Origin of the sequence: Hyphomicrobium sp. (assembly GCF_009026145.1) — a bacterium.
GTDB lineage: Bacteria > Pseudomonadota > Alphaproteobacteria > Rhizobiales > Hyphomicrobiaceae > Hyphomicrobium_A.
On record NZ_WBUE01000004.1, the window covers coordinates 1 to 20,193 of the forward strand.

Annotated in this window: 17 protein-coding genes, 1 tRNA gene and 1 pseudogene; 12 read left to right on the plus strand and 7 right to left on the minus strand. The window is 67.0% G+C overall.

Translation table 11 applies throughout. The annotated features are described in order from the left end of the window. The 10 genes and pseudogenes from F9K20_RS04595 to F9K20_RS04640 all read left to right on the plus strand — a co-directional run. Positions 1–183: pseudogene (locus F9K20_RS04595) on the plus strand (30S ribosomal protein S6); the annotation flags it as partial. Positions 184–186: 3 nt separating this feature from the next. Beyond that, entirely contained in the window at positions 187–441 is a 255-nt protein-coding gene (gene rpsR, locus F9K20_RS04600) for a 30S ribosomal protein S18 (RefSeq protein WP_290997854.1), read from the plus strand. Between the two features lie 135 nt (positions 442–576). Continuing rightward, positions 577–1,536: a DUF2232 domain-containing protein gene (locus F9K20_RS04605; protein WP_290997856.1), complete on the plus strand. Its 960-nt coding sequence runs from the start codon at positions 577–579 to the stop codon at positions 1,534–1,536. Between the two features lie 46 nt (positions 1,537–1,582). Continuing rightward, a complete protein-coding gene (gene rplI, locus F9K20_RS04610) occupies positions 1,583–2,167 on the plus strand; it encodes a 50S ribosomal protein L9 (RefSeq protein ID WP_290997859.1) in 585 nt (194 codons plus the stop codon). A 142-nt stretch (positions 2,168–2,309) separates the two neighbouring features. After that, a complete protein-coding gene (locus F9K20_RS04615) occupies positions 2,310–3,821 on the plus strand; it encodes a replicative DNA helicase (RefSeq protein WP_290997862.1) in 1,512 nt (503 codons plus the stop codon). A gap of 264 nt (positions 3,822–4,085) precedes the next feature. Further along, entirely contained in the window at positions 4,086–5,294 is a 1,209-nt protein-coding gene (gene alr, locus F9K20_RS04620; RefSeq protein WP_290997866.1) for an alanine racemase, read from the plus strand. Between the two features lie 74 nt (positions 5,295–5,368). Next, on the plus strand, positions 5,369–6,745 hold the full coding sequence (radA, locus tag F9K20_RS04625; protein WP_290997869.1) for a DNA repair protein RadA: 1,377 nt from the start codon (positions 5,369–5,371) through the stop codon (positions 6,743–6,745). A gap of 53 nt (positions 6,746–6,798) precedes the next feature. After that, the gene (locus F9K20_RS04630; protein WP_290997872.1) at positions 6,799–7,461 is read left to right on the plus strand and encodes a CvpA family protein; all 663 of its coding nucleotides are present in this window, start codon (positions 6,799–6,801) and stop codon (positions 7,459–7,461) included. Between the two features lie 72 nt (positions 7,462–7,533). Beyond that, positions 7,534–9,039 carry an amidophosphoribosyltransferase gene (gene purF, locus F9K20_RS04635; protein WP_290997875.1) on the plus strand — a complete coding sequence of 502 codons (1,506 nt, stop codon included), beginning with the start codon at positions 7,534–7,536 and terminating at the stop codon, positions 9,037–9,039. A gap of 90 nt (positions 9,040–9,129) precedes the next feature. After that, the gene (locus F9K20_RS04640; RefSeq protein ID WP_290997878.1) at positions 9,130–9,876 is read left to right on the plus strand and encodes an SDR family NAD(P)-dependent oxidoreductase; all 747 of its coding nucleotides are present in this window, start codon (positions 9,130–9,132) and stop codon (positions 9,874–9,876) included. 166 nt (positions 9,877–10,042) lie between these two features. On the opposite strand, the gene F9K20_RS04645 is transcribed toward F9K20_RS04640, so the two are convergent. The 7 genes from F9K20_RS04645 to F9K20_RS04675 form a co-directional block, all read right to left on the minus strand. After that, positions 10,043–10,840 carry an MBL fold metallo-hydrolase gene (locus tag F9K20_RS04645; protein WP_290997881.1) on the minus strand — a complete coding sequence of 266 codons (798 nt, stop codon included), beginning with the start codon at positions 10,838–10,840 and terminating at the stop codon, positions 10,043–10,045. Then, positions 10,837–11,640, minus strand: coding sequence for a TatD family hydrolase (locus F9K20_RS04650; protein WP_290997883.1), 804 nt, complete (start codon positions 11,638–11,640; stop codon positions 10,837–10,839). The genes F9K20_RS04645 and F9K20_RS04650 overlap by 4 nt, the downstream gene beginning before the upstream one ends. Then, positions 11,640–13,265: a methionine--tRNA ligase gene (gene metG / locus F9K20_RS04655; protein WP_290997886.1), complete on the minus strand. Its 1,626-nt coding sequence runs from the start codon at positions 13,263–13,265 to the stop codon at positions 11,640–11,642. The genes F9K20_RS04650 and metG overlap by 1 nt, the downstream gene beginning before the upstream one ends. A gap of 130 nt (positions 13,266–13,395) precedes the next feature. Further along, positions 13,396–14,529 (minus strand): DNA polymerase III subunit delta', encoded by a 1,134-nt coding sequence (locus F9K20_RS04660; protein ID WP_290997889.1) that lies wholly within the window; start codon positions 14,527–14,529, stop codon positions 13,396–13,398. 162 nt (positions 14,530–14,691) lie between these two features. Then, complete coding sequence (gene tmk, locus F9K20_RS04665) at positions 14,692–15,348, minus strand: dTMP kinase (RefSeq protein WP_290997892.1); 657 nt, start codon at positions 15,346–15,348, stop codon at positions 14,692–14,694. A gap of 60 nt (positions 15,349–15,408) precedes the next feature. Next, positions 15,409–16,608, minus strand: a complete 1,200-nt coding sequence (locus F9K20_RS04670) for a D-alanyl-D-alanine carboxypeptidase family protein (protein ID WP_290997894.1) — start codon at positions 16,606–16,608, stop codon at positions 15,409–15,411. Between the two features lie 65 nt (positions 16,609–16,673). Continuing rightward, complete coding sequence (locus F9K20_RS04675; protein ID WP_290997897.1) at positions 16,674–17,699, minus strand: septal ring lytic transglycosylase RlpA family protein; 1,026 nt, start codon at positions 17,697–17,699, stop codon at positions 16,674–16,676. A 348-nt stretch (positions 17,700–18,047) separates the two neighbouring features. Between F9K20_RS04675 and F9K20_RS04680 the strand changes: the two genes are divergently transcribed. Further along, positions 18,048–19,721: a diguanylate cyclase gene (locus F9K20_RS04680; protein WP_290998459.1), complete on the plus strand. Its 1,674-nt coding sequence runs from the start codon at positions 18,048–18,050 to the stop codon at positions 19,719–19,721. A 132-nt stretch (positions 19,722–19,853) separates the two neighbouring features. Beyond that, positions 19,854–19,943 (plus strand) — tRNA-Ser (locus F9K20_RS04685). Positions 19,944–20,193: the final 250 nt, after the last annotated feature.

The following is a 20,193-nucleotide window of genomic DNA, read 5'->3' on the forward strand; positions in this document are numbered from 1 at the left end:
GGTGGTTTCCGCGGCGGCGACCGTGATCGCGGCGGCGGCGGTGGTTACCGCGGCGGTGATCGTGAAGGCTCGACCTTCCGCCCGCGCCCGCCGCGTGACGGCGACCGTCCCCCGCGCGAGGGCGACCGCGCTCCCCGCCCGCCGCGCGAAGGCGGCACGTCTGGCTCCGGCTCGGAGGAATAAAGTATGGCTGAGATCGCAACCCCGGGCGGCGGCGGCCGTCGTCCTTTCCATCGCCGGCGCAAGACCTGCCCGTTCTCCGGCCAGCATGCGCCGAAGATCGATTACAAGGACGTGCGCCTCTTGGGCCGCTACGTCTCCGAGCGCGGCAAGATCGTGCCGAGCCGCATCACCGCGGTATCCGCCAAGAAGCAGCGGGAGTTGGCGCGCGCCATCAAGCGCTCGCGCTTCCTCGGGCTGCTGCCGTACGTGCTGAAGTAGGACAACACGCGGTGTCTGACCCTCCGGTCTGACACCGCCCACCACGTAAGTGCCGTCCACAATGGCCGGCACGAGGTTGGGCCGCGCGGATCCTCGCGCGTCTCTAACCGCGATAACCGCGGGACAGCTGCTTTGATGCCGTATCGTCTCATCATTGCATTGGGGGCCGGGCTCATCTCGGCGGTCGTGTTCGCCTCGGCGGCCACGGGCCCGCTGCTGATGCGCATGGCCCTGTTCCTGTTGACGCCGCTCGCGCTGTTTCTCGCCGGGCTCGGCCTCGGCCCGCTTGCCGCCGCCGTGGCCGGGGTCGCCGGCGCGCTGCTCGTACTCCTCGCCGGCAGCCCGCTGGGCGCGCTCGTCTTCGCCGCCAGCCAGGCGGTCCCGGTGATCCTGCTCACCTACCTCGCCTCGCTCAACCGGCAGATCACCGATGGCGCCGTCGAGTGGTACCCCACCGGCCGCCTGGTCGTCGCCGCCGCGCTGCTCGCCGGCGCCTTCGCAACCCTCACCCTGTTCCTGCTCGGCGGCGACATCGACGCGCTGCGCACGGCGCTGCGCGACATGCTGCAGTCGTTCGTCAACACCGAGCTGCCGAAGATGCCCGATGCGCCGACCCTCGGGCCGGCGGAGATCGACGAGGCGACGGCAATCGCGCTGGCGCTGCTGCCCGCCGCCTCCGGCATCTCCACCATGGGCAGCCTGCTGTTCAATTTCTGGCTTGCCGGGCGCATCACGCTGGCGTCGGGACGCCTGCAGCGCCCGTGGCCGGACCTGGCCGCCATCGTCTACCCGCCGGCGACACCGCTGTTGCTCGCCGTGGCCACCGGCGCCGGTTTCCTCGCCGGGGTGCCCGGCATGATCGCGGCTGGCTTCGCGGGGCCATTGTTTTTTGCCTATGTGCTGCTCGGCCTCGCCGTCGTGCACTACGTAACGCGCGGACGCCCGTGGCGCCCGTTCGCGCTATGGGGGCTCTATGCCTCGCTGTTCATCATGAACACGATCGCCTCGCTGGCCATCGCGCTGCTCGGGCTCGCGGAAGCGGTGTGGCCGATGCGCAAGATCTCACCACCCCCCAACCAACCGCCGACGAGTTGATCGCCGGCTCAACCCAACCCCGCATTAGAGAGAAGGAGTTTTGAAAATGCAGGTCATTCTGCTCCAGCGCATCGGCCGCCTCGGTCAGATGGGCGATGTTGTCAACGTCAAGGACGGATACGCGCGCAACTTCCTTTTGCCGCAGAAGAAGGCACTGCGCGCCACGGAGGAGAACCGCAAGCACTTCGAATCCCAGCGCGCGCAGCTCGAAGCCAATAACCTCGAGCTGAAGAAGGAAGCCGAGGCCGTGGCCGAGAAGCTCGACGGCAAGGTGTTCGTCGCCATCCGCTCGGCCGGCGACACCGGCCAGCTCTACGGCTCCGTCGCCACGCGCGACATCGCCGAGGTGGTGACGGCCGGCGGCTTCACCATCGACCGGCGCCAGGTCATCCTCGAGCGGCCGATCAAGACGCTCGGCCTGCACCAGGTGCGCGTGGCGCTGCACCCGGAGGTCATCGTGTCGGTGACATTGAACGTCGCCCGCTCCGAGGACGAGGCCGAGCGCCAGTCGCGCGGCGAGGACGTGACCATGATCAAGGAAGAGAAGATCGAGCTCGAGACGTTCAATCCCGAGATGTTCGAGGAAGGCGCCGCCCCGGCGGAAGGCGAGGAGCAGCCGAAAGCCGAGTAGCCACTAGTGTCCTGATCGCGAATCGATCACCGCACTGGCGATTCGCCCCCTGCAAAGCAAAATCCCGTCCCCGTGTGCATAACGGGGACGGGGCCCTCCGGGCGCTCGACGGCGAGCCGATTGAATCGGATACCGTCGACCCATGGCAAAAAACGCTCTCCAAGTCGCCGACCGTCTCGCCGCCGCCGCGGCCGACGAGGCCCTCCCCTTCCGTCAGGCGCCGCACAACCTGGAGGCCGAGCAGGCGCTGCTCGGCGCCATCCTCGTCAACAACGAGGCGATGGACCGCGTCTCCGCGTTCCTCGATCCGCACCATTTCTACGATCCGCTGCACCAGCAGATCTACGAGACGGCTGGGAAGCTGATCCACGCCGGCAAGCAGGCGACGCCGATCACGCTGCGCACCTTTTTCGAGACGGCGGAGCCGATCTCGCCCACGCTGACGGTGCCGCAGTACCTCGGCACGCTGGCCGCCAACGCCACGACCATCATCAACGCCGAGGACTACGGCCGCACCGTCTACGACCTCGCCACCCGCCGGGCGCTGATCATCATCGGCGAGGACATGGTCAACAACGCTTACGACAGCCCGGTCGATCTGCCGCCGCAGAAGCAGATCGAGGAATCGGAAACGCGCCTCTACGATCTCGCCGAGCAGCGCAAGTACGGCTCCGGGTTCGTCAACTTCGGCACGGCGCTGACGCACGCCATCGAGATGGCGAACGCCGCATTCGCGCGCGAGGGCCACCTGTCGGGCCTCGCCTCCGGCCTGATCGACCTCGATAGCAAGATGGGCGGCCTGCAGCCGTCCGACCTCATCATCCTCGCCGGCCGTCCGTCGATGGGGAAGACGGCGCTCGCCACCAACATCGCCTACAACATCGCCAAGGCCTACAAGAGCGAGACGCAGCCGGACGGATCCGAGAAGACTGTCGACGGCGCCGTGGTCGGCTTTTTCTCGCTGGAAATGTCGGCCGAGCAGCTGGCAACGCGCATTCTTTCCGAGCAGGCGGAGATCGCCTCGGAAAAGATCCGCCGCGGCATGATCACCGAGAGCGAGTTCCGCAAGCTCGTCGACGTCTCGCAGGAGATGGGCCGCATCCCGCTCTATATCGATCAGACCGGCGGCCTCACCATCGCCCAGCTCGCCGCGCGCGCCCGCAAGCTGAAGCGGCAGAAGAACCTCGGCCTCCTGGTCATCGACTACCTGCAGCTGCTGTCGGGCTCATCGAAGCGCGGCGACAACCGCGTGCAGGAGATCACCGAGATCACCACCGGACTGAAGGCGTTGGCCAAGGAGCTCGCCGTGCCGATCCTGGCGCTGTCGCAGCTGTCGCGTCAGGTCGAGCAGCGCGACGACAAGCGCCCGCAGCTCTCCGACCTGCGCGAGTCGGGCTCGATCGAGCAGGACGCCGACGTCGTCATGTTCGTGTTCCGCGAGGAGTATTACGTCGAGCGCCTGAAGCCATCGGAGGGCACGGCCGAGTTCGTCGAATGGCAGCAGAAGATGATGTCCGTGTCGGGCAGGGCCGAGGTGATCATCGGCAAGCAGCGCCATGGTCCCGTCGGCATGGTGCCGCTGTCGTTCGAGAGCCAGTTCACGCGCTTCGGCAACCTCGCCCGCGACTATCAGGTTCCGAGCTTCGACCGCTAACTCTCGCGCTACTGTCATCCCGGGCGAGCGAAGGCGCAAGCCGAAGCGAGATCCGGGACCCAGGATAGGTGACGCCGCAGGCGTCCAAATTGGGCTACGACGATTCTTGTGCTGGGTCCCGGATAGCCCCGCGTCCATGCGAAGCATGGCTCCCCCATGACGCTCGGCTTCCGGGATGACAGGCGCGGGGGGCGGATACACGCCTCGTTTGCGGCCCGATTCGGCGCTAGAAAGGGTCCTCATCGAGGCCCTGGGAAGCATCCCTTGTCGGACAGGAACGCGCGCACAACCCCGACCATCGACAACCCGCAGCGCGAGGCGCCGCGACGCGTCATCGAGTGGGCGCAGGCCCCGCCGATTCCGCCGGGGGCCACCGGCGTCGTCACCATCGACCTGTCGCAGATCCGCGCCAACTGGCGCGCGCTCGCCAAGCGCGTCGCGCCGGCCGGCTGCGGCGCCGTCGTCAAGGCGGATGCGTACGGCTTGGGCGCGGCGCGCGTCATCCCGGCTTTGTATCACGCCGGCTGCCGCAACCTCTTTGTCGCCACGCTGGCCGAGGCCAAGGCGGCGCTGGCGTACGCTCCCGGCGCGACGGTGTACGTGCTGGACGGGATCCTGCCCGGCGCGGCGCGCGAGCTGGCCGGCATCGGCGCGCGGCCGGTGATGGCGAGCATCGAGGAGGCGCGCGCGTGGGCGGCGCTGGCGCCCCCTGACTCTCCCGCGCCACCGGCGGCGCTGCATGTCGATACCGGCCTCAATCGCCTCGGCCTGAGCGAGGACGAGTTCGCCGCGCTCATCAGCGATGCCGAGCTGATGCGCCGGCTCGATATCGCTCTCATCATGAGCCACCTCGCCTGCGCTGACGAGGCGCAGCATCCGATGAATCGCGAGCAGCTAGACGCTTTCAAGCGTATGCGGAGCAAGCTGCCGAAAGCGCGCGCCAGCCTCGCCGCCTCCGATGGGCTGATGCTCGGCAAGGAGTTTCACTTCGATCTCGTGCGGCCCGGCTATGCGCTCTACGGCGGCCAGGCGAGCCCGCAGCGCGTGACACCGGTCGAACCCGTGGTGCGCGTCTCGGCGCGCATCCTGCAGGTGCACGAGGTGCCTGCCGGTGGCCGCATTGGCTATTCGGCCACCTACCGCGCCGCCTCGCCCCGGCGCATCGCCACCGTCGCTGCCGGCTATGCCGACGGCGTCTTTCGTCACGCCAGCGCCAGCAACGAGACGCCGGGCGGCGCCGTCGCCGTGCGCGGCAAGCTGGCACCGATCGTCGGCCGCGTGTCGATGGACCTCATCACCGTGGACGTCACCGATGTCGGCGATCCGGCGCCGGCGCGCGGCGACTTCGTCGATCTCATCGGCCCCGATCTGCCGCTCGAAGCCGTGGGCCTCAGCGCGCGCACGATCGGATACGAGGTACTGACGCGGCTCGGCACGCGCTTCTACCGCCACTACGTCGATATCGGTGACTGACTAGTGTGATGATCGCGAAATTCGTTCCGATCTCGCCGCACACTGAGACGAATTTCGCGATCAGGACACTAGCGATGGCCAAGCCCAGCAAGACCACCTTTGTCTGTCAGAACTGCGGAGCGGTGTCGCCCCGCTGGCAGGGCAAGTGCCCGGCGTGCGGGGAATGGAACACGCTGACCGAGGAGACGGATGCGATCGGGCCGCCGGGGACGGGGCTCTCTCGCCGCGGCTCGGGACGCGTCATCGTTCTCGAGGGGCTCAAAGGGAGCAAGCAGGAGGCACCGCGCTTCTCGACCGGCATCGGCGAATTGGATCGCGTCACCGGCGGCGGCATCGTGCCGGGATCGGCGCTGCTCATCGGCGGCGAGCCGGGTATCGGCAAATCGACGCTGCTGTTGCAGCTGGCTGCGACGCTGGCGCGGTCGGGGCGGCGCGCCGTCTACTTCTCCGGCGAGGAAGCGGCGGCGCAAGTGCGGCTGCGCGCCGAGCGCCTCGGCCTCTCGGATGCGCCGGTGGCGCTCGCCTGCGAGACGTCTCTCGCCCACATTCTCGCCACCCTCGAGGCCGGACCGCCGCCCGATCTCATCGTCGTCGATTCCATCCAGACGCTATGGGCCGAGGCGATCGAGGCCGCGCCCGGCACGGTCAGCCAAGTGCGAGCAGCGGCGCAGGCGCTCATCCGCCACGCCAAGAGCGCGGGCAGCGCCCTGCTCCTCGTCGGCCACGTCACCAAGGATGGCCAGATCGCCGGCCCGAAGGTGATCGAGCACATGGTCGACACCGTGTTGTATTTCGAAGGGGACCGCGGCCATACCTACCGCATCCTGCGCGCGGTGAAGAACCGCTTCGGCGCCACCGACGAGATCGGCGTGTTCGAGATGGTTTCGGAAGGGCTGCGCGAGGTCGCCAATCCATCCGAGCTATTCCTCGGCGACCGCGAGACATCGAGTCCCGGCGCCGCCGTATTCGCCGGCATCGAAGGCACGCGGCCGCTGCTGGTCGAGATCCAGGCGCTCGTCGCCCCCTCCTCGCTCGGCACGCCACGGCGTGCCGCCGTCGGCTGGGACGCGGGTCGGCTGTCGATGCTGCTTGCAGTGCTGGAGGCGCGGGCCGGCTTGTCGTTTGCCGGCCAGGACGTCTACCTCAACGTCGCCGGCGGCCTCAGGATCGTCGAGCCGGCGGCCGATCTCGCTGCCGCCGCGGCGCTCATCTCATCGCTTTCCGGTGTGGCCATTCCGCGACACAGGGTGCACTTCGGCGAGGTGTCGCTCTCAGGCGCCATCAACGCCACGCCATTGATGAACCCGCGCTTGAAAGAAGCGCAGAAACTGGGGTTTCGCCAGGCCGTATTACCTGCCCAGGGCGAGCTCGACACGGCCGGTTTGAAGCTGCAGACGGCCCGCATTGCGCACTTGAGGGAGCTTGCCGATGAACCGCCGTCATGCGACTGACAGGCAGCGCAGGGGGCTTTCCGAACATGCCGAGTAACGGAGCATTCTAAACCATGCTGGGCCCGATCACATACCTCGACGCCGCAGTGCTCGCGGTGTGCTTCATCTCCGGTCTGCTCGCCATGTACCGCGGGTTCGCGCGCGAGATGCTGTCGATCGTGTCGTGGGCGGTTGCGGCCGCAGCCGTGCTCTACTTCGTCATCTTCCACAAGCCGTTTGCGCAGGACATGGCGGCGCAGATGGGCACCCAAGTTGCCGTGGCGCAGATCGTCGTCGGCGCCGTGATCTTTCTTATCGTGCTCATCGTGGTGCACCTGATCACCGCGCGGCTGTCGGATGCCATACTCGACAGCCGCGTGGGTATGATCGACCGGATATTGGGCTTCCTGTTCGGCGTCGTGCGCGGCTTCGTGCTGATCGTGATCCCCTACATGTTCTATGAGGCCTTCTTCCCTGACCCCAACACGCATTTGCCCTGGGTGCGCGAGGCCAAGACGCTCCCCTACATCAAGGGCACCGGCGATTCGATCCGCTACATGCTGGAGGCCTACATGCCGTCCTCACTGACGGCGCCGCCCGGCGAGCAACCGCAGGAGGAGCAGCCCGCGCAGCCGCAACAGCAGGGCGCACTGGAAAACCCTCGGAGCGACGAATTAGCGCTTGAAGCGCCGATGAGATATCATATTTCTGTCACGTGGCAGGTGCGCGCCAGCTGATCCAGCGGCATCGCCATCGTTAACGCGCGTTCATCGTATCGGGCAGCGGCACGACACCAGCGGGAGGTGGCGATGACTCAAGAGCTCGAAGAAGCCCCCCGGCTTCATGATCAGAAGCTTCGGGGGCCAGGATATCTGCGCTACGGCGACGACAGACTCCGCGAGGAATGCGGGGTCTTCGGTGTTTTTGGGCACCCCGACGCCGCCGCCATCACCGCCCTCGGCCTGCACGCCCTCCAGCATCGCGGCCAGGAAGCCTGCGGCATCGTCGCTTATGACGGCAAGCAGTTCCACTCCGAGCGCCGCATGGGCCTCGTCGGCGACAACTTCTCCCGCGCCTCCGTCATCGAGCGGCTGCAGGGCCACATCGCCATCGGCCACAATCGCTATTCGACCTGCGGCGACGCGGTGCTGCGCAACGTGCAGCCGCTGTTCGCCGACATCGACACCGGCGGCTTCGCCGTCGCCCACAACGGCAACCTCACCAATGCTTTGACGCTGCGCCAAGAGTTGATCTCCACCGGCGCCATCTGCCAGTCGACCTCCGATACCGAGGTCATCCTGCATCTGCTCTCCCGCTCCAAGAAGCGGCGTATCGTCGAGCGCTTCGTCGAGGCGATCCGCGAGATCGAGGGCGCCTACGCGCTCGTCGGTCTAACCAATGAGATGCTGATCGGCGCCCGCGATCCTATCGGCATCCGGCCGCTGGTCCTCGGGCGGCTCGGCTCGGCCTACGTGCTGGCCTCCGAGACGTGCGCCCTCGACATGGTCGGCGCCGAGTTCCTGCGCGAGGTCGACAACGGCGAGGTGGTCGTCATCACCGAGGACGGCATCGAAAGCCACCGGCCGTTCCCTATGCGCCCGGCGCGCCCATGCATCTTCGAGTACATTTATTTCGCCCGGCCCGACAGCGTCATCGGCGGACGCACTGTCTACGACATCCGCAAGCAGATGGGCGTGCAGCTGGCGCACGAAGCGCCCGCCGATGTCGACGTCATCGTGCCGATCCCCGACTCAGGGGTGCCTGCCGCCATCGGCTTTGCGCAGGAGGCCGGAGTGCCGTTCGAGCTCGGCATCATCCGCAACCACTACGTAGGGCGCACCTTCATCGAGCCCGAGCAGCAGATCCGCGCGCTCGGCGTCAAGCTCAAGCACTCGGCCAACGCCAGCGTCATCCGCGGCAAGCGCATCGTCCTGGTCGACGACAGCGTGGTGCGCGGCACCACGTCGAAAAAGATCGTGCAGCTGATGTACGAGGCGGGAGCCAAGGAGGTGCACATGCGCATCGCCTCCCCGCCCATCACGCACCCCGACTATTACGGCATCGACACGCCCGACAAGGTCGACCTCCTGGCGGCCAACAAAGACCTCGAGGGCATGCGCCAGTTCCTCGGCGCCGATAGCCTCGCCTTCCTTTCCGTCGACGGCATCTATCGCGCCGTCGGGCACGACCACCGCGACGCGCGCAGCCCGCAGTTCACCGACCACTGCTTTACCGGCGAGTATCCGACACCGCTCACCGACCAGAGTGGACAGGCGATGCCGCGGCAGCTGTCGCTGCTGGCCGAGGTCGGCTAGGCTCGGCCTGGAGCCTCGAAGGGGTTGCCTCGCCCGCCCAATGACCGTTAGCTGTCTGGGCGGGCGCTTTAGCGTCCGGCGATACAGGTCATGAAGCAAAAAAAACCGCTCAAGGACCGGCTGGCCCTCGTCACTGGAGCCTCGCGCGGCATCGGGCGCGCGGTGGCTCTCGGTCTCGCACACGCCGGTGCTCACGTCGTCGTCGCCGCGCGCACCATTGGCGCTCTGGAGGAGCTCGACGACGAGATCCGCGCCGGGGGCGGCAAGGCGACGCTGCTGCAGCTCGACGTCTCCAAAGGCGACAAGATCGATCAAGTCGGGCCGACGCTGTATCAGCGCTGGGGCAAGCTCGACATATTCGTGGGCAATGCCGGCATCCTCGGGCCGCTGTCACCCCTGCACCATGTGACCGAGGATGCGTGGAACCAGGTGATCGAAGTCAACCTGTCGGCCAACTGGCGCCTGATCCGCACGCTCGATCCGCTCTTGAAGCGCTCGGACGCGGGACGCGCGGTGTTCGTCACCTCCGGTGCGGCGAGCGGCAAGCACGCCTATTGGGGCCCGTACGCGGTGTCCAAAGCGGGGCTCGAGGCGCTGGTCAAGACGTACGCGCACGAGTTGGAGGATACCAACGTGCGCGTCAATCTCGTCAACCCGGGCCCCACCCGCACCGCGATGCGCGCCAAGGCGTTTCCCGGCGAGGACCCCAAGAGGCTGCCCGCTCCGGAGGAGCTGGTGCCGCTGTTTCTGGAGCTCGTCTCGCCCAGTTGCGACTTCTCGGGGCGCATCGTCAACTTCGCCGAGTGGAAGAAGCACCACGCCTCCACCGACGCTTGAGCGCTCGCTCTGTCATCTCGATCAAGTGAGGCGCCTTAGCCGAGCGCGAGCCGCGACCCAGGAGAAATTTCACCGAACGTGACCATAGAGTGTCTTCGACGATTCTCGCGCTGGGTTCCGGGTCATCGCTCGTTTCACTCGCTCGCCCGGGATGACAGGAGTGGGATCAATCGAACTTGATGACCATGCCGTCGTAGGCCGGCTCGACGCCTTCGGGCAGCTCGCGCCGTAGCGCCTCGTAATCGAGGTCGGTGGTCATGTGCGTGAGGATGGCGCGTTTCGGCTTGAGCCGCTTGATCCACTCGAGCGCCTGCTTGACGCTGAAGTGGCTGGGGTGCGCGGTGTAACGCAGCGCATCGACGATCCACACATCGAGGTTCTGCAACAGCGGCACCGAGGCGATGGGGATGTCGCTCACGTCGGGCGAATAGGCGAGGCCGCCGATGCGGTAGCCGAGCGTGCCGATGTCGCCGTGCAGCTGCGGAATGGGAACGACCTCGATGGCGCCTGACGGTCCCTCGACGCGGATCGGCGCCGGCGGATCGATCGGATGCGGCGTGAGGATCGGCGGATAAGCGGAGCCAATCGGCTTCTCGAAGCAGTAGCCGAAGCGCTCGGTCAGGCTTTGCCGCGTCGGCTCGTCGACCCACACGTCGATGCGCTTCTTCATGGCGTAGGCGACCATGCGCAAATCGTCGATGCCGTGCGTGTGATCGGCATGGTCGTGCGTGTAGAGCACGGCATCGAGCGTCTCGCAGCGCACGCTCAAGAGCTGCTCGCGCAGGTCCGGGGCCGTATCGATCAGCACTGTCGTGTGGCGCGGCTTGCCTAGACGCTCGATCAGTGCGCTGCAGCGCGAGCGGCGGTTCTTGGGGTTGGTGGGATCGCACGCTCCCCACATGGAGCCGATGCGCGGCACGCCGCCCGATGAGCCGCAGCCCAAGATCGTGGCGCGGTAGTTCATGCGGCGGCGGTGCTGTGCTGCGCCGGACGCTGCACCTTGCGGAACAGGCGGAAGAAGTTGTCGGTCGTCGCCTTGGCGATCTCGTCCTCCGACACGCCCTTGACCCTGGCCAAGGCCGCCGCCGTATGGGCAACGAACGACGGCTCGTTGGTCTTGCCGCGGTAGGGCTCGGGTGCGAGGTACGGCGCGTCGGTCTCCACCAGCAGCCGGTCGAGCGGCACGGCTTTGGCGATATCGCGCAGCGCCTCGGATTTCTTGAAGGTGACGACGCCGGTGAAGGAGACATAGAGCCCGAGCTCGACGGCGCGTTGCGCGAGCTTTGGCCCGCCCGTGTAGCAGTGCAGGATGGCTGGGAAGGCGCCCTTGGCGTGCTCGTCCTCGAGGATGGCGATCGTGTCCTCGTCGGCATCGCGGGTGTGGATCTCGAGCGGCAGGCCGGTGAGGCGCGCCGCCTCGATGTGGGTGCGGAAGCCCTCGGCCTGCGCTTCGGGCGAAGACTTCTTGTAGAAATAGTCGAGCCCCGCTTCGCCGATGGCCACCACCTTTGGGTGCTGCGACAGGCGCACGATCTCGTCCGCCGCAATGCCGCGCTCCTCGTCGGCGTTGTGGGGATGCGTGCCGACCGAGCAATAGATGTTGGGATGCGCGTCGGCGATCTCCAGCAACGTGGGCAATTGGCGGATGCGTGTCGAGATGGTCACCATGACGCCGACACCCGCAGCCCTGGCGCGTGCGAGGATACCCTCGCGATCGGCGGCGAGCTGCGGGAAATCGAGGTGGCAGTGGTGGTCGACGAGCATCACGCTTTACCCTTGGGACCCTTCTTCGGCTTGTCCGGCTTCTCCGGCGGCGGCTCCGCCTCGGGCGCCACATAGCGCGGGAAGACACCGGACGGCTCGGGAAGCACGGTGCCGGGCTTGAGGCGTCCGCCCTCGCCTAGCGCCCTAAATGTGTGCGCTTCCTCGGGCTGGCCCAAGAGGTCGAGCAGCCTTGTGGCGGCGTGCGGGGTTACGGGTGCGGCGAGAATGGCGATCTGCCGCACCACCTCGGCCGTCACGTAGAGGACGGTCTCCATCCGCTTGGGGTCGGTCTTCTTTTTCGCCCACGGCTCCTGGCCCGCGAAATAGCGGTTGGCGTCGGCAACCACGGCCCACACGGCGTCGAGGTACTTGGTGATCGCCTGGCGGTCCATCGCCTCGCGCGCCTTGCCGTAGAGCGCGTCCGCCGCGGCAAGGATCGCCCGGTCGGCGTCGGTCAGCGCGCCCGGCTCGGGAACGCGAGCGCCGCAGTTCTTGTTGATCATCGACAGCGAGCGCTGGGCGAGGTTGCCGAGGTCGTTGGCGAGATCGGCGTTGATGCGGTTGGCGATCGCCTCCGCGCTGTAGTTGCCGTCCTGCCCGAAGTTCACCTCACGCAGGAAGAAGTAGCGCACCTGCTCGAGGCCGTAGGCGTGCACGAGATCGAACGGATCGACGACGTTGCCGACCGACTTCGACATCTTCTCGCCCTTGCTCAAGACGAAGCCGTGGCTGAACACGCGCTTGGGCAGCTCGATGCCGGCCGACATGAGGAACGCCGGCCAGTAGACGGCGTGGAAGCGCAGGATGTCCTTGCCGATGACGTGCACGTCGGCCGGCCAGTAGTGCCACAGCTCGCTATCCTCGTCGGGAAAGCCGACGCCGGTGATGTAGTTGGTCAGCGCGTCGACCCACACGTACATGACATGCGGCGGCAAGTTCTTGCCCTCCTCGCGCTTGCGCTCTGGTACGGGGATGCCCCAGTCGAGCGTCGTGCGCGAGATCGACAGGTCCTCGAGGCCGCCTTTGACGAAGCTCACGACCTCGTTGCGCCGCTCAGGCGGCAGGATGAAGTCGGGGTTGGCGTCATAGTGCGCGAGCAGCTTGTCCTGGTAGGCGGACAGGCGGAAGAAATACGTCTCCTCCTCGGTCCATTCGACCGGCGTGCCCTGCGGGCCGCGGCGGATCTTGTCCTCGCCGAGGGTGGTCTCGCTCTCATTGTAGAACGCCTCGTCGCGCACCGAGTACCAGCCGGCATACTTCTGCAAGAAGATGTCGCCCGCCTTCTCCATGCGGCGCCAGATCTCCTCGCAGGAGCGGTAGTGGCGCGGCTCGGTGGTGCGGATGAAGTCGTCGTTCGACAGGCCGAGCAGGCCCGCCATCTCGCGGAAGCGCTTGGCGTTGCGGTCGGCGAGCTCGCGCGGCGTCAGCCCCTCTTTGGCGGCCGTCTGCTTCATCTTCAGGCCGTGCTCGTCGGTGCCGGTGAGGAAATAGACGTCCTTGCCGTCGAGGCGCTCGAAGCGCGCGATGGCGTCGGTGGCGATGGCCTCGTAAGCGTGGCCGATGTGCGGCTGGCCGTTGGGGTAGGAGATCGCCGTCGTGATGTAGAACTTGGGGCGCCCGCTCATGGACTATGGGTCCTCGGTATGGGGATGCTGTTGTGCAAATGCAGCTTGCCGGCGCGCAGCCAGGCTACCCGCCTCACATTCGGGCAGGGCGCGGGAAGGCGGTCATGGGCCGGCGCTGCGCGTGCATCTCTCAGGCGGGCTTTCGATCTTGTGCGGCGGCGGCAAGGCCGGCGACGATTTCCAGGATAAGGCTCTTGCGATCGAGGTTGAGCGCAAGCGTATCGGCCTTTTCGCGGGCTACTCTTTCCCACAGGGCGGCAAACGAGGCAAGCCGGCTATCGCCGATCAGCCGGGCGGCCAGCGCGCGCTCCTCCGGGGTGCCCTCGCCCGTCGCCGCGGCGCGGATGAGGCGGGCCAGCGCGGCCAGCAACAGCTCGAAAAACAGCTCGAAGCGGGCCTGCGCGGCAATGGGTTGTAGCTCGTCGGAAAGGGTGTGGACGGCTCGCCAGTCGACGCGCGGCAACAGCTCGATGAGCCGCATGATGCGCGCCTGCAGCTCGATGCCGCCGGATCCGAGCAGGCCGAGGAGGCGACCGACGCTGCCCGCAGCGAGGCGCTCGAGCGGCGCCCAGTCGGCAGCGGCGGGAAGCGGCGCGGCGACGGCGGCAAGCGCCTGTATGGCGGCGGCGCGCAAGGCCTCATCGTCGAGCGGCTGCAGGGCCAGCGCGCGGCAGCGCGAGCGGATCGTCGGCACGAGCTGTCCGGGGGCCGACGACACGAGCAGGAATACGGTACGCCCCGGCGGCTCCTCGAGCGACTTCAGAAGCGCATTGGCGGCATTGACGTTGAGCTCGTTCGCCTCGTCGACGATGACGACGCGCCAGCCGTCGCCGGCAGCACGATGAGCGAGGAACGAGCGCAGGCGGCGCACCTCGTCCACGGGGATGGAGGTGGCAAACCGCTTGGCCTTGACGTCGTAGGGACGGCGGATGAGCAGCAGGCCCGGATGCGAAAGGGCCCGCACCTGCCGGCTGGCGCTCGTCAGTTCCGCGACGGCGAGGCTTTGCCCGGAAGGATGCCGCTCCTCCGGCGTCGCGAGGGCCGCGCGCGCGAAGCGATAGGCCAGCGTCGCCTTGCCGACGCCCTGCGGCCCCGTGAGCAGCCAGGCATGGTGCATGCGCCCGCTGGCCAACGCTTCGGCGAGCGTGCGCTCGGCGCTGGCGTGGCCGAACAGCTCTTTGGTCTCGCGCGGGTGGGGAAAGCCTTCGAGGCGGTCCGCCTCCGGCAGCTCCTCGATCTCAGCCGTGACGGGCGCGCGGGCCATCAGCGTCCCGATTCCGAAGGTCGCCGGAGTTCGCTGCTGGGGCCTGGAGCGACCTTCGGAATCATAAGGGGCACTGAAAGCATATGGTAGCTAGTGTGATTCAGATCGAGAAATTCGCTCGAGACCTCGCTTCTAATGATGGCGAATTTCTCGGTCATCACACTAGCGGGCCAGCGCAAAGAGACGCGTCTGCACCGCCTTCCACACGGCGGCGAAGACGGCACGCTCGTCTTGTCCCGCATCGATGAGCACGCAGCGCTCGGGCTCGGAGCGCGCGATGTCGCGGAAGGCGTCGCGCAGCTTCCAGTGGAAGGCAAGGTCGCGCTTCTCATACGCATCCGCCTCGGTGTCGGGATTGACTTTGTCCACCCGCCGGCTGTGCGCGCGCCCGAGGCCCAGCTCGGCGGGAACGTCGAGGATGATGGTGAGATCGGGAAACGTCGGGCTGACGATCATGTCGTTCAACGCGTCGATGATCTCGCCCGGGAGGCCGCCGGCGACGCCCTGGTAGACGCGCGTTGAATCGATGAAGCGGTCGCAGATCACCCACAGCCCAGCGTTGAGCGCCGGCCGCACCGTGTTGTCGAGGTGGTCGGCGCGCGCCGCATAGAACAGCAGGGCCTCCGACAGGGCCGAATGGGGCGGCATGTTGGGGTCGAGAATGACCTGGCGCAGCGCCTCGGCGAACGGCGAGCCGCCCGGCTCGCGCGTGATGAAGGAATGGACACCGACGCGCCACAGCTGCTCGGACAGGAGCCGCGCCTGGGTCGACTTCCCCGACCCCTCCCCGCCTTCGAATGTAATGAACTTGCCGAGCACGATAATGCGGTCCTAACGCCACAGCCGTGGTGCGTCGGTAACACGCCGCGCGGCGGCGAGCTAGAGCGGCACCCAGCTCAGGGCAAGATGGGCGAGCGCATCGAGACCGCGGCGCATCAGGCCGCCCGGCTCCACGTCCTCGGCCGCATAGAGCGGCACCTCGTTGACGGAGTTGGTCTGGCTTGTCACGCGCAGGATGGCGACCTTGTCGCCCTTCTTGATCGGCGGCTTCAGCGGGCCCTTGTAGACGATCTCTGCCTTGAGGCGCGGGTTCTCCGGCACGCGCGGCAGGATGACCGTCACCGGACCGTCGCCGGTCAACGGCACAAAGAACGTCTTACCGCCCCACACGCGGGCGCTGCCGACGGTCTCCCCGGCGTCGAATAGCTTGAACGGCGCAAAGCTGCGATAGCCCCAATCGAGCAGCTTTCTCGCCTCCGCCGTGCGCTCGTTCTCCGTCGCCAGGCCCATGACGACGACGATCAGCCGCTTGCCGCCCTGCACGGTGGAGCCGGCGAGATTGTAGCCCGACTCCTTGACGAACCCGGTCTTCAGGCCGTCGGCGCCAATGTCGAGCGTCAGCAGAGGATTGCGGTTGTAGAACTTGTGCTTGCGGTACTCGAACAGGCGCTGCGAGAAGATCGGATAATATTCCGGGTAGTCCTTGATGATGTGGCGCGCCAGGATGGCGATTTCGCGTGCCGTCATCAGTTGCCCCGGATCGGGGAGCCCGCTCGGATTGGCGAACGTCGACTTGGTGAGGCCGATGTTGCGCGCTTCGGCCGTCATGCGCTTGGCGAACTGTGCCTCCGACCCCCCGAGGCCCTCGGCGAGGCAGATCGCAGCATCGTTCCCCGATTGGATGATCAATCCTTTCAGGAGATCCTCGATCGTCGCTGCCATGTTGATCGGCACGAACATGGCCGAGGTGCGCGAGGGTGCACCGCCCGTGCGCCAGGCGTGCTCGCTCATCGTGAATTCGTCGGTGAGCTTGAGGCGGCCCTCCTTGAGGGCGCGAAAGACTACGGCAGCCGTCATCAGCTTGGTGAGGCTGGCGGGCGGCAGCAGCTCGTCGGCGTTGTGCTGATAGAGGACGGCACCAGTGTCACCGTCGAGCAGAACGGCGGCCTTGGCGCGGGTCGTGAAACCACCGCCCTGCGCATGCGCCAATTGCGGCACCGACGCGGCGAAGGCCGCCAGGAGCAGCATCATGGGCAGCAGGAGATGGCCGCGAACGCGCCGGCTGGGGAAAAAGAGCATTGCGCTTTTGCACCTTACGGAATGGCGTGACGCACCACGACTATCAAGTCAGTGCGCGGCCCATGTCAACGATCGAGGGCATCCCCTCCCCTAACAGTCTGCGCGCTCGCCTCGGGGTCAAATCCCGCGGCGGCGATTCGAGCCATGGCCGCAGCGGCCGCGACGTCATCATAGGGGCCGAGGCGCACGCGGTAAGCCGGATCGTCACGGGTTCCGCCAACTTCGATGGTGGTGGCGTCCTGCCCCGCCAGAAGATGGCGAAGCCGCTCGGTCTCGGAGCGCGTGGCAAAGGGGCCAACGCGCAGGTAGGTGTCGGCGGTGGACGCACCAAGGGCGGCAGGCACCTTATCTATCTGCGCACCGCGGCGGTACTGCATCACCGACCAGGTGGGCGACGGTGATTGCGACAGGCGTTGCTCCCCGGCGCCCGCCGCGCCGATAGAAGCGGTGGAGATCGAGGCCGTGCGGCCCTCCGCGACCCGCCCGCCGTACCAGCTCTGTGCAGCGAGGTAGCGGCGCTCGGCGCTGTCGTCGCCGTTGAGCGGCGCACGTCCGGCGTAGCGGATCCGTACACGCGCGAGGCCGCGGTTGTGGAACCCGAGCGTGTGCGCCGTCCGATACGACAGGTCGATGAGCCTGTCCCTGGCGTAGGGTCCGCGGTCGTTGATGCGCACCAGCACCGTGCGCCCGTTATGCAGATTGGTGACGTAGGCGTAGGACGGCATGGGCAGCGTCGGATGCCCCGCCGTCAGGGCGTGCATGTCGTAGACCTCACCGTTCGAGGTGCGCCGTCCATGAAAGGCGGCGCCGTACCAGGAGGCGGTGCCGACACGATCGTAGCTCGGGTTCTCGCGCGGGTGATACCAGCGCCCAGCGACGCGGTACGGCCGGCCGACCTTGTAGATGCCCCCGCCCTTGGGAATGGATCGCCCGGCGGCGACGCGTGGGCTGGCGCTGACGCCAAGATCGGCATCTATGGCTCCGCCTCCCGAGCAGGCGGCCAGCCCGGCCGTCAGGAGTGCAGCCAAGACTGGGGCGAGCGGAAGCGGCGCAGGATGACGCGGCTCGGTACGCAACAACGCTATCGTCATGGCCTCACGCAAAACGCCAACTCAAGGGGCCGTTACCTTGCGGAACGACTGTAGTCGCGGCCCGTGGCTCAGCGCATCGCGCGCGGCGAGGGTGATCGCAGCGCTGGAGGATGGCAAAACGCACTTGAGATTGCGTAAAGGCCAGGCCCAGCTTGGGTCGAAGACCAACCTTGCCCGCGGTGCCCAGCGCAGAGGCCACGCGGTGCATTGCGATGTGCGTGAACGCCGGCTGGTACAGCCGGCTCGATATCAACCAAGTCGGCTCTGCGACTCTACTAATGGTGAAAGAGTTGTTTCAGGAATTCCTCGTATCATTTGCGTTGTATCGGCACCGGTGGTCGCCATGTGATGTACCGCGTCCTCACATGCCTAGGGACTGAGCACGACCACTGGCTCGTCAGCCTCGCAGTGCTGGTGTGCGTGGCCACGGCACTCACCTCCTTCTTGATGTATTCCGTCGCCGGCGCCTGCGGTGGCCGCCGAATGCTGTTGTGGGCGGCCCTTACCGGGGTGAGCGCCGGATCGGGCATCTGGGCCACGCACTTCGTCGCCATGCTGGCGTACAGGGGCGCCTTGCCGACCCACTACGAGCCCGTTGCCACCATTGCCTCGCTCCTGATCGCAATCGCGGTCGCGGCCGCGGGCTTTGTCGTGTCGACGGGCCGCAGTCGCCTGTGGGCCGGCCTGGGCGGAATTCTCATCGGGCTTGCCATCGGCACGATGCATTTCGCCGGCATGGCCGCCTTGGTGATCCCGGGGACGATCGCCTGGGATACGACGCTGGTGGCCGCAGCTTGGATCCTGGGCTGCGCCATTGCCGGGGCTGCGCTGCTGGCATTCCATGCCAGCGACGGTTACCGCGCCATCCTGCGTGCCGGCGGACTGCTCGCACTCGCCATCTGCGCGCTGCACTTCACCGCCATGAGCGCGGTGCTGATCGAGCCAGATCCCACCATTGCGTTTCAAGGCTTCGGCATGAATCGCTCGCACCTTGCCGTGGCCATCGCGCTCGTGAGTTTCATCGTTCTGCTTTCGGCGTTTTCCGCTGCCGTCGTACAACGCGCCAACATGCGCTGCGAGGCCACTCTGCGGGCGCGGAACTCACTGTTCGAGGCTGCTCTGCGCTACCTGCCGGTGGGCCTGTCGATGTTCGACGGCCAGCAGCGGCTCATCATGTGCAATCCGGCCTACCGCAAGCTCTACAGCCTGTCCGAGGACCTCACGCGCGCCGGGGCCAGCTTTGCGGAAATCGTCGCCAACCTGGCACTGCATGAGGGCCGTGACGGCGCGTGCTTCTCCGTCGCCCGGCATCAGCGGAAACTCGGCTCTGGCACTGCGTTTACGGAGACGGTGCGCCTCAACGATGGACGCACGATCTCCAAGCGGGTCGGGCCGATCGCCGGCGGTGGCTGGGTCGACGTGCAAGAAGATATCACCGAGCGCATCGAGCAGGACGCCAAGATCGCCTACATGGCGCAGCATGACATACTGACGGGCCTCGCCAATCGCGCCCAGCTCCTGCAGCAGCTCGACGCAATGTTGAAGCGGCGTCGCCGCGGCGAGATGGTAGCCGTGCTGCTCATCGATCTCGATCGCTTCAAGCCCATCAACGATCGGCTAGGCCATCTCGTTGGCGACGCCTTGCTCAGGGGGGTCGCCGCCCGGTTGCGCGGCACCGTCCGCGAGCCCGATCTCGTCGCGCGCCTCGGCGGCGATGAGTTCGTAATCCTGCAGATTACCGCCCAACCGGCGGTGGAGACGGCGGAGCTGGCAGCGCGCATCGTCGCCACGCTGAGCGCACCATACGAGGTGGACGGCCGAATTCTCGAGATTGGCGCGAGCATCGGTATTGCCGTGTCGAGTGAGGGCAGCGAAGAGGGAGAAGCCGTGCTTGGCCGCGCCGATACGGCTCTCTACTGGTCAAAGGCCGCCGGCGGCGCCGGCTACTGCTTCTTCAACGAAGACCGCCGGCGCAAGGCCCTGGAGCACACCGCCCTGGTGAAGCTGCCGATGGCAAGCTGAGGGGGCGATGGCCCCGGCTAGTGGCGCCTCACGGCCGATGGAACATTGCACCTGGAGATTGGGTAAAAGCGAGGAGCGCTTGAGGCGCGCGGCCGACCCCTATAGGGTCCGCTGCCCGTTGCCGGCGGGCACGGAAGGGTGGCCGAGTGGTTTAAGGCACCGGTCTTGAAAACCGGCGTGGGTGCAAGCCCACCGTGGGTTCGAATCCCACCCCTTCCGCCAGCTCACGCCTACTCACAGAACGCGGGACGGTTCACCAGTGCGCAAAATGGTCGCGATGGCGGACAGTCAGCGCGCGACCTGGATATGCCAAGCGGCTCAGGCCAGATTGCCGAATCGAACTACAGCCCCACCGCTCCGCGGGTACGTACGAAGGTGGCTACCCCCAGACACCCGCGCCAGGGCCGGATGCTGAGGCGTCCGGCCAATTTGCCGCATAGCCGTGACCCCTCTCTTTGTTCCGCCGCAAAGA

What these genes read in the sequence shown, in the direction of transcription:
- metG (WP_290997886.1), bottom strand. Translation starts at nt 13,265, where the DNA reads ATGAGCGGGCGCCCCAAGTTCTACATCACGACGGCGATCTCCTACCCC.
- F9K20_RS04660 (WP_290997889.1), bottom strand. Translation starts at nt 14,529, where the DNA reads ATGGCCCGCGCGCCCGTCACGGCTGAGATCGAGGAGCTGCCGGAGGCG.
- F9K20_RS04670 (WP_290997894.1), bottom strand. Translation starts at nt 16,608, where the DNA reads ATGCTCTTTTTCCCCAGCCGGCGCGTTCGCGGCCATCTCCTGCTGCCC.
- F9K20_RS04645 (WP_290997881.1), bottom strand. Translation starts at nt 10,840, where the DNA reads ATGAACTACCGCGCCACGATCTTGGGCTGCGGCTCATCGGGCGGCGTG.
- F9K20_RS04640 (WP_290997878.1), top strand. Translation starts at nt 9,130, where the DNA reads ATGAAGCAAAAAAAACCGCTCAAGGACCGGCTGGCCCTCGTCACTGGA.
- radA (WP_290997869.1), top strand. Translation starts at nt 5,369, where the DNA reads ATGGCCAAGCCCAGCAAGACCACCTTTGTCTGTCAGAACTGCGGAGCG.
- rplI (WP_290997859.1), top strand. Translation starts at nt 1,583, where the DNA reads ATGCAGGTCATTCTGCTCCAGCGCATCGGCCGCCTCGGTCAGATGGGC.
- F9K20_RS04680 (WP_290998459.1), top strand. Translation starts at nt 18,048, where the DNA reads ATGTACCGCGTCCTCACATGCCTAGGGACTGAGCACGACCACTGGCTC.
- F9K20_RS04675 (WP_290997897.1), bottom strand. Translation starts at nt 17,699, where the DNA reads ATGACGATAGCGTTGTTGCGTACCGAGCCGCGTCATCCTGCGCCGCTT.
- purF (WP_290997875.1), top strand. Translation starts at nt 7,534, where the DNA reads ATGACTCAAGAGCTCGAAGAAGCCCCCCGGCTTCATGATCAGAAGCTT.
- F9K20_RS04630 (WP_290997872.1), top strand. Translation starts at nt 6,799, where the DNA reads ATGCTGGGCCCGATCACATACCTCGACGCCGCAGTGCTCGCGGTGTGC.
- rpsR (WP_290997854.1), top strand. Translation starts at nt 187, where the DNA reads ATGGCTGAGATCGCAACCCCGGGCGGCGGCGGCCGTCGTCCTTTCCAT.
- F9K20_RS04615 (WP_290997862.1), top strand. Translation starts at nt 2,310, where the DNA reads ATGGCAAAAAACGCTCTCCAAGTCGCCGACCGTCTCGCCGCCGCCGCG.
- F9K20_RS04650 (WP_290997883.1), bottom strand. Translation starts at nt 11,640, where the DNA reads ATGCTCGTCGACCACCACTGCCACCTCGATTTCCCGCAGCTCGCCGCC.
- F9K20_RS04605 (WP_290997856.1), top strand. Translation starts at nt 577, where the DNA reads ATGCCGTATCGTCTCATCATTGCATTGGGGGCCGGGCTCATCTCGGCG.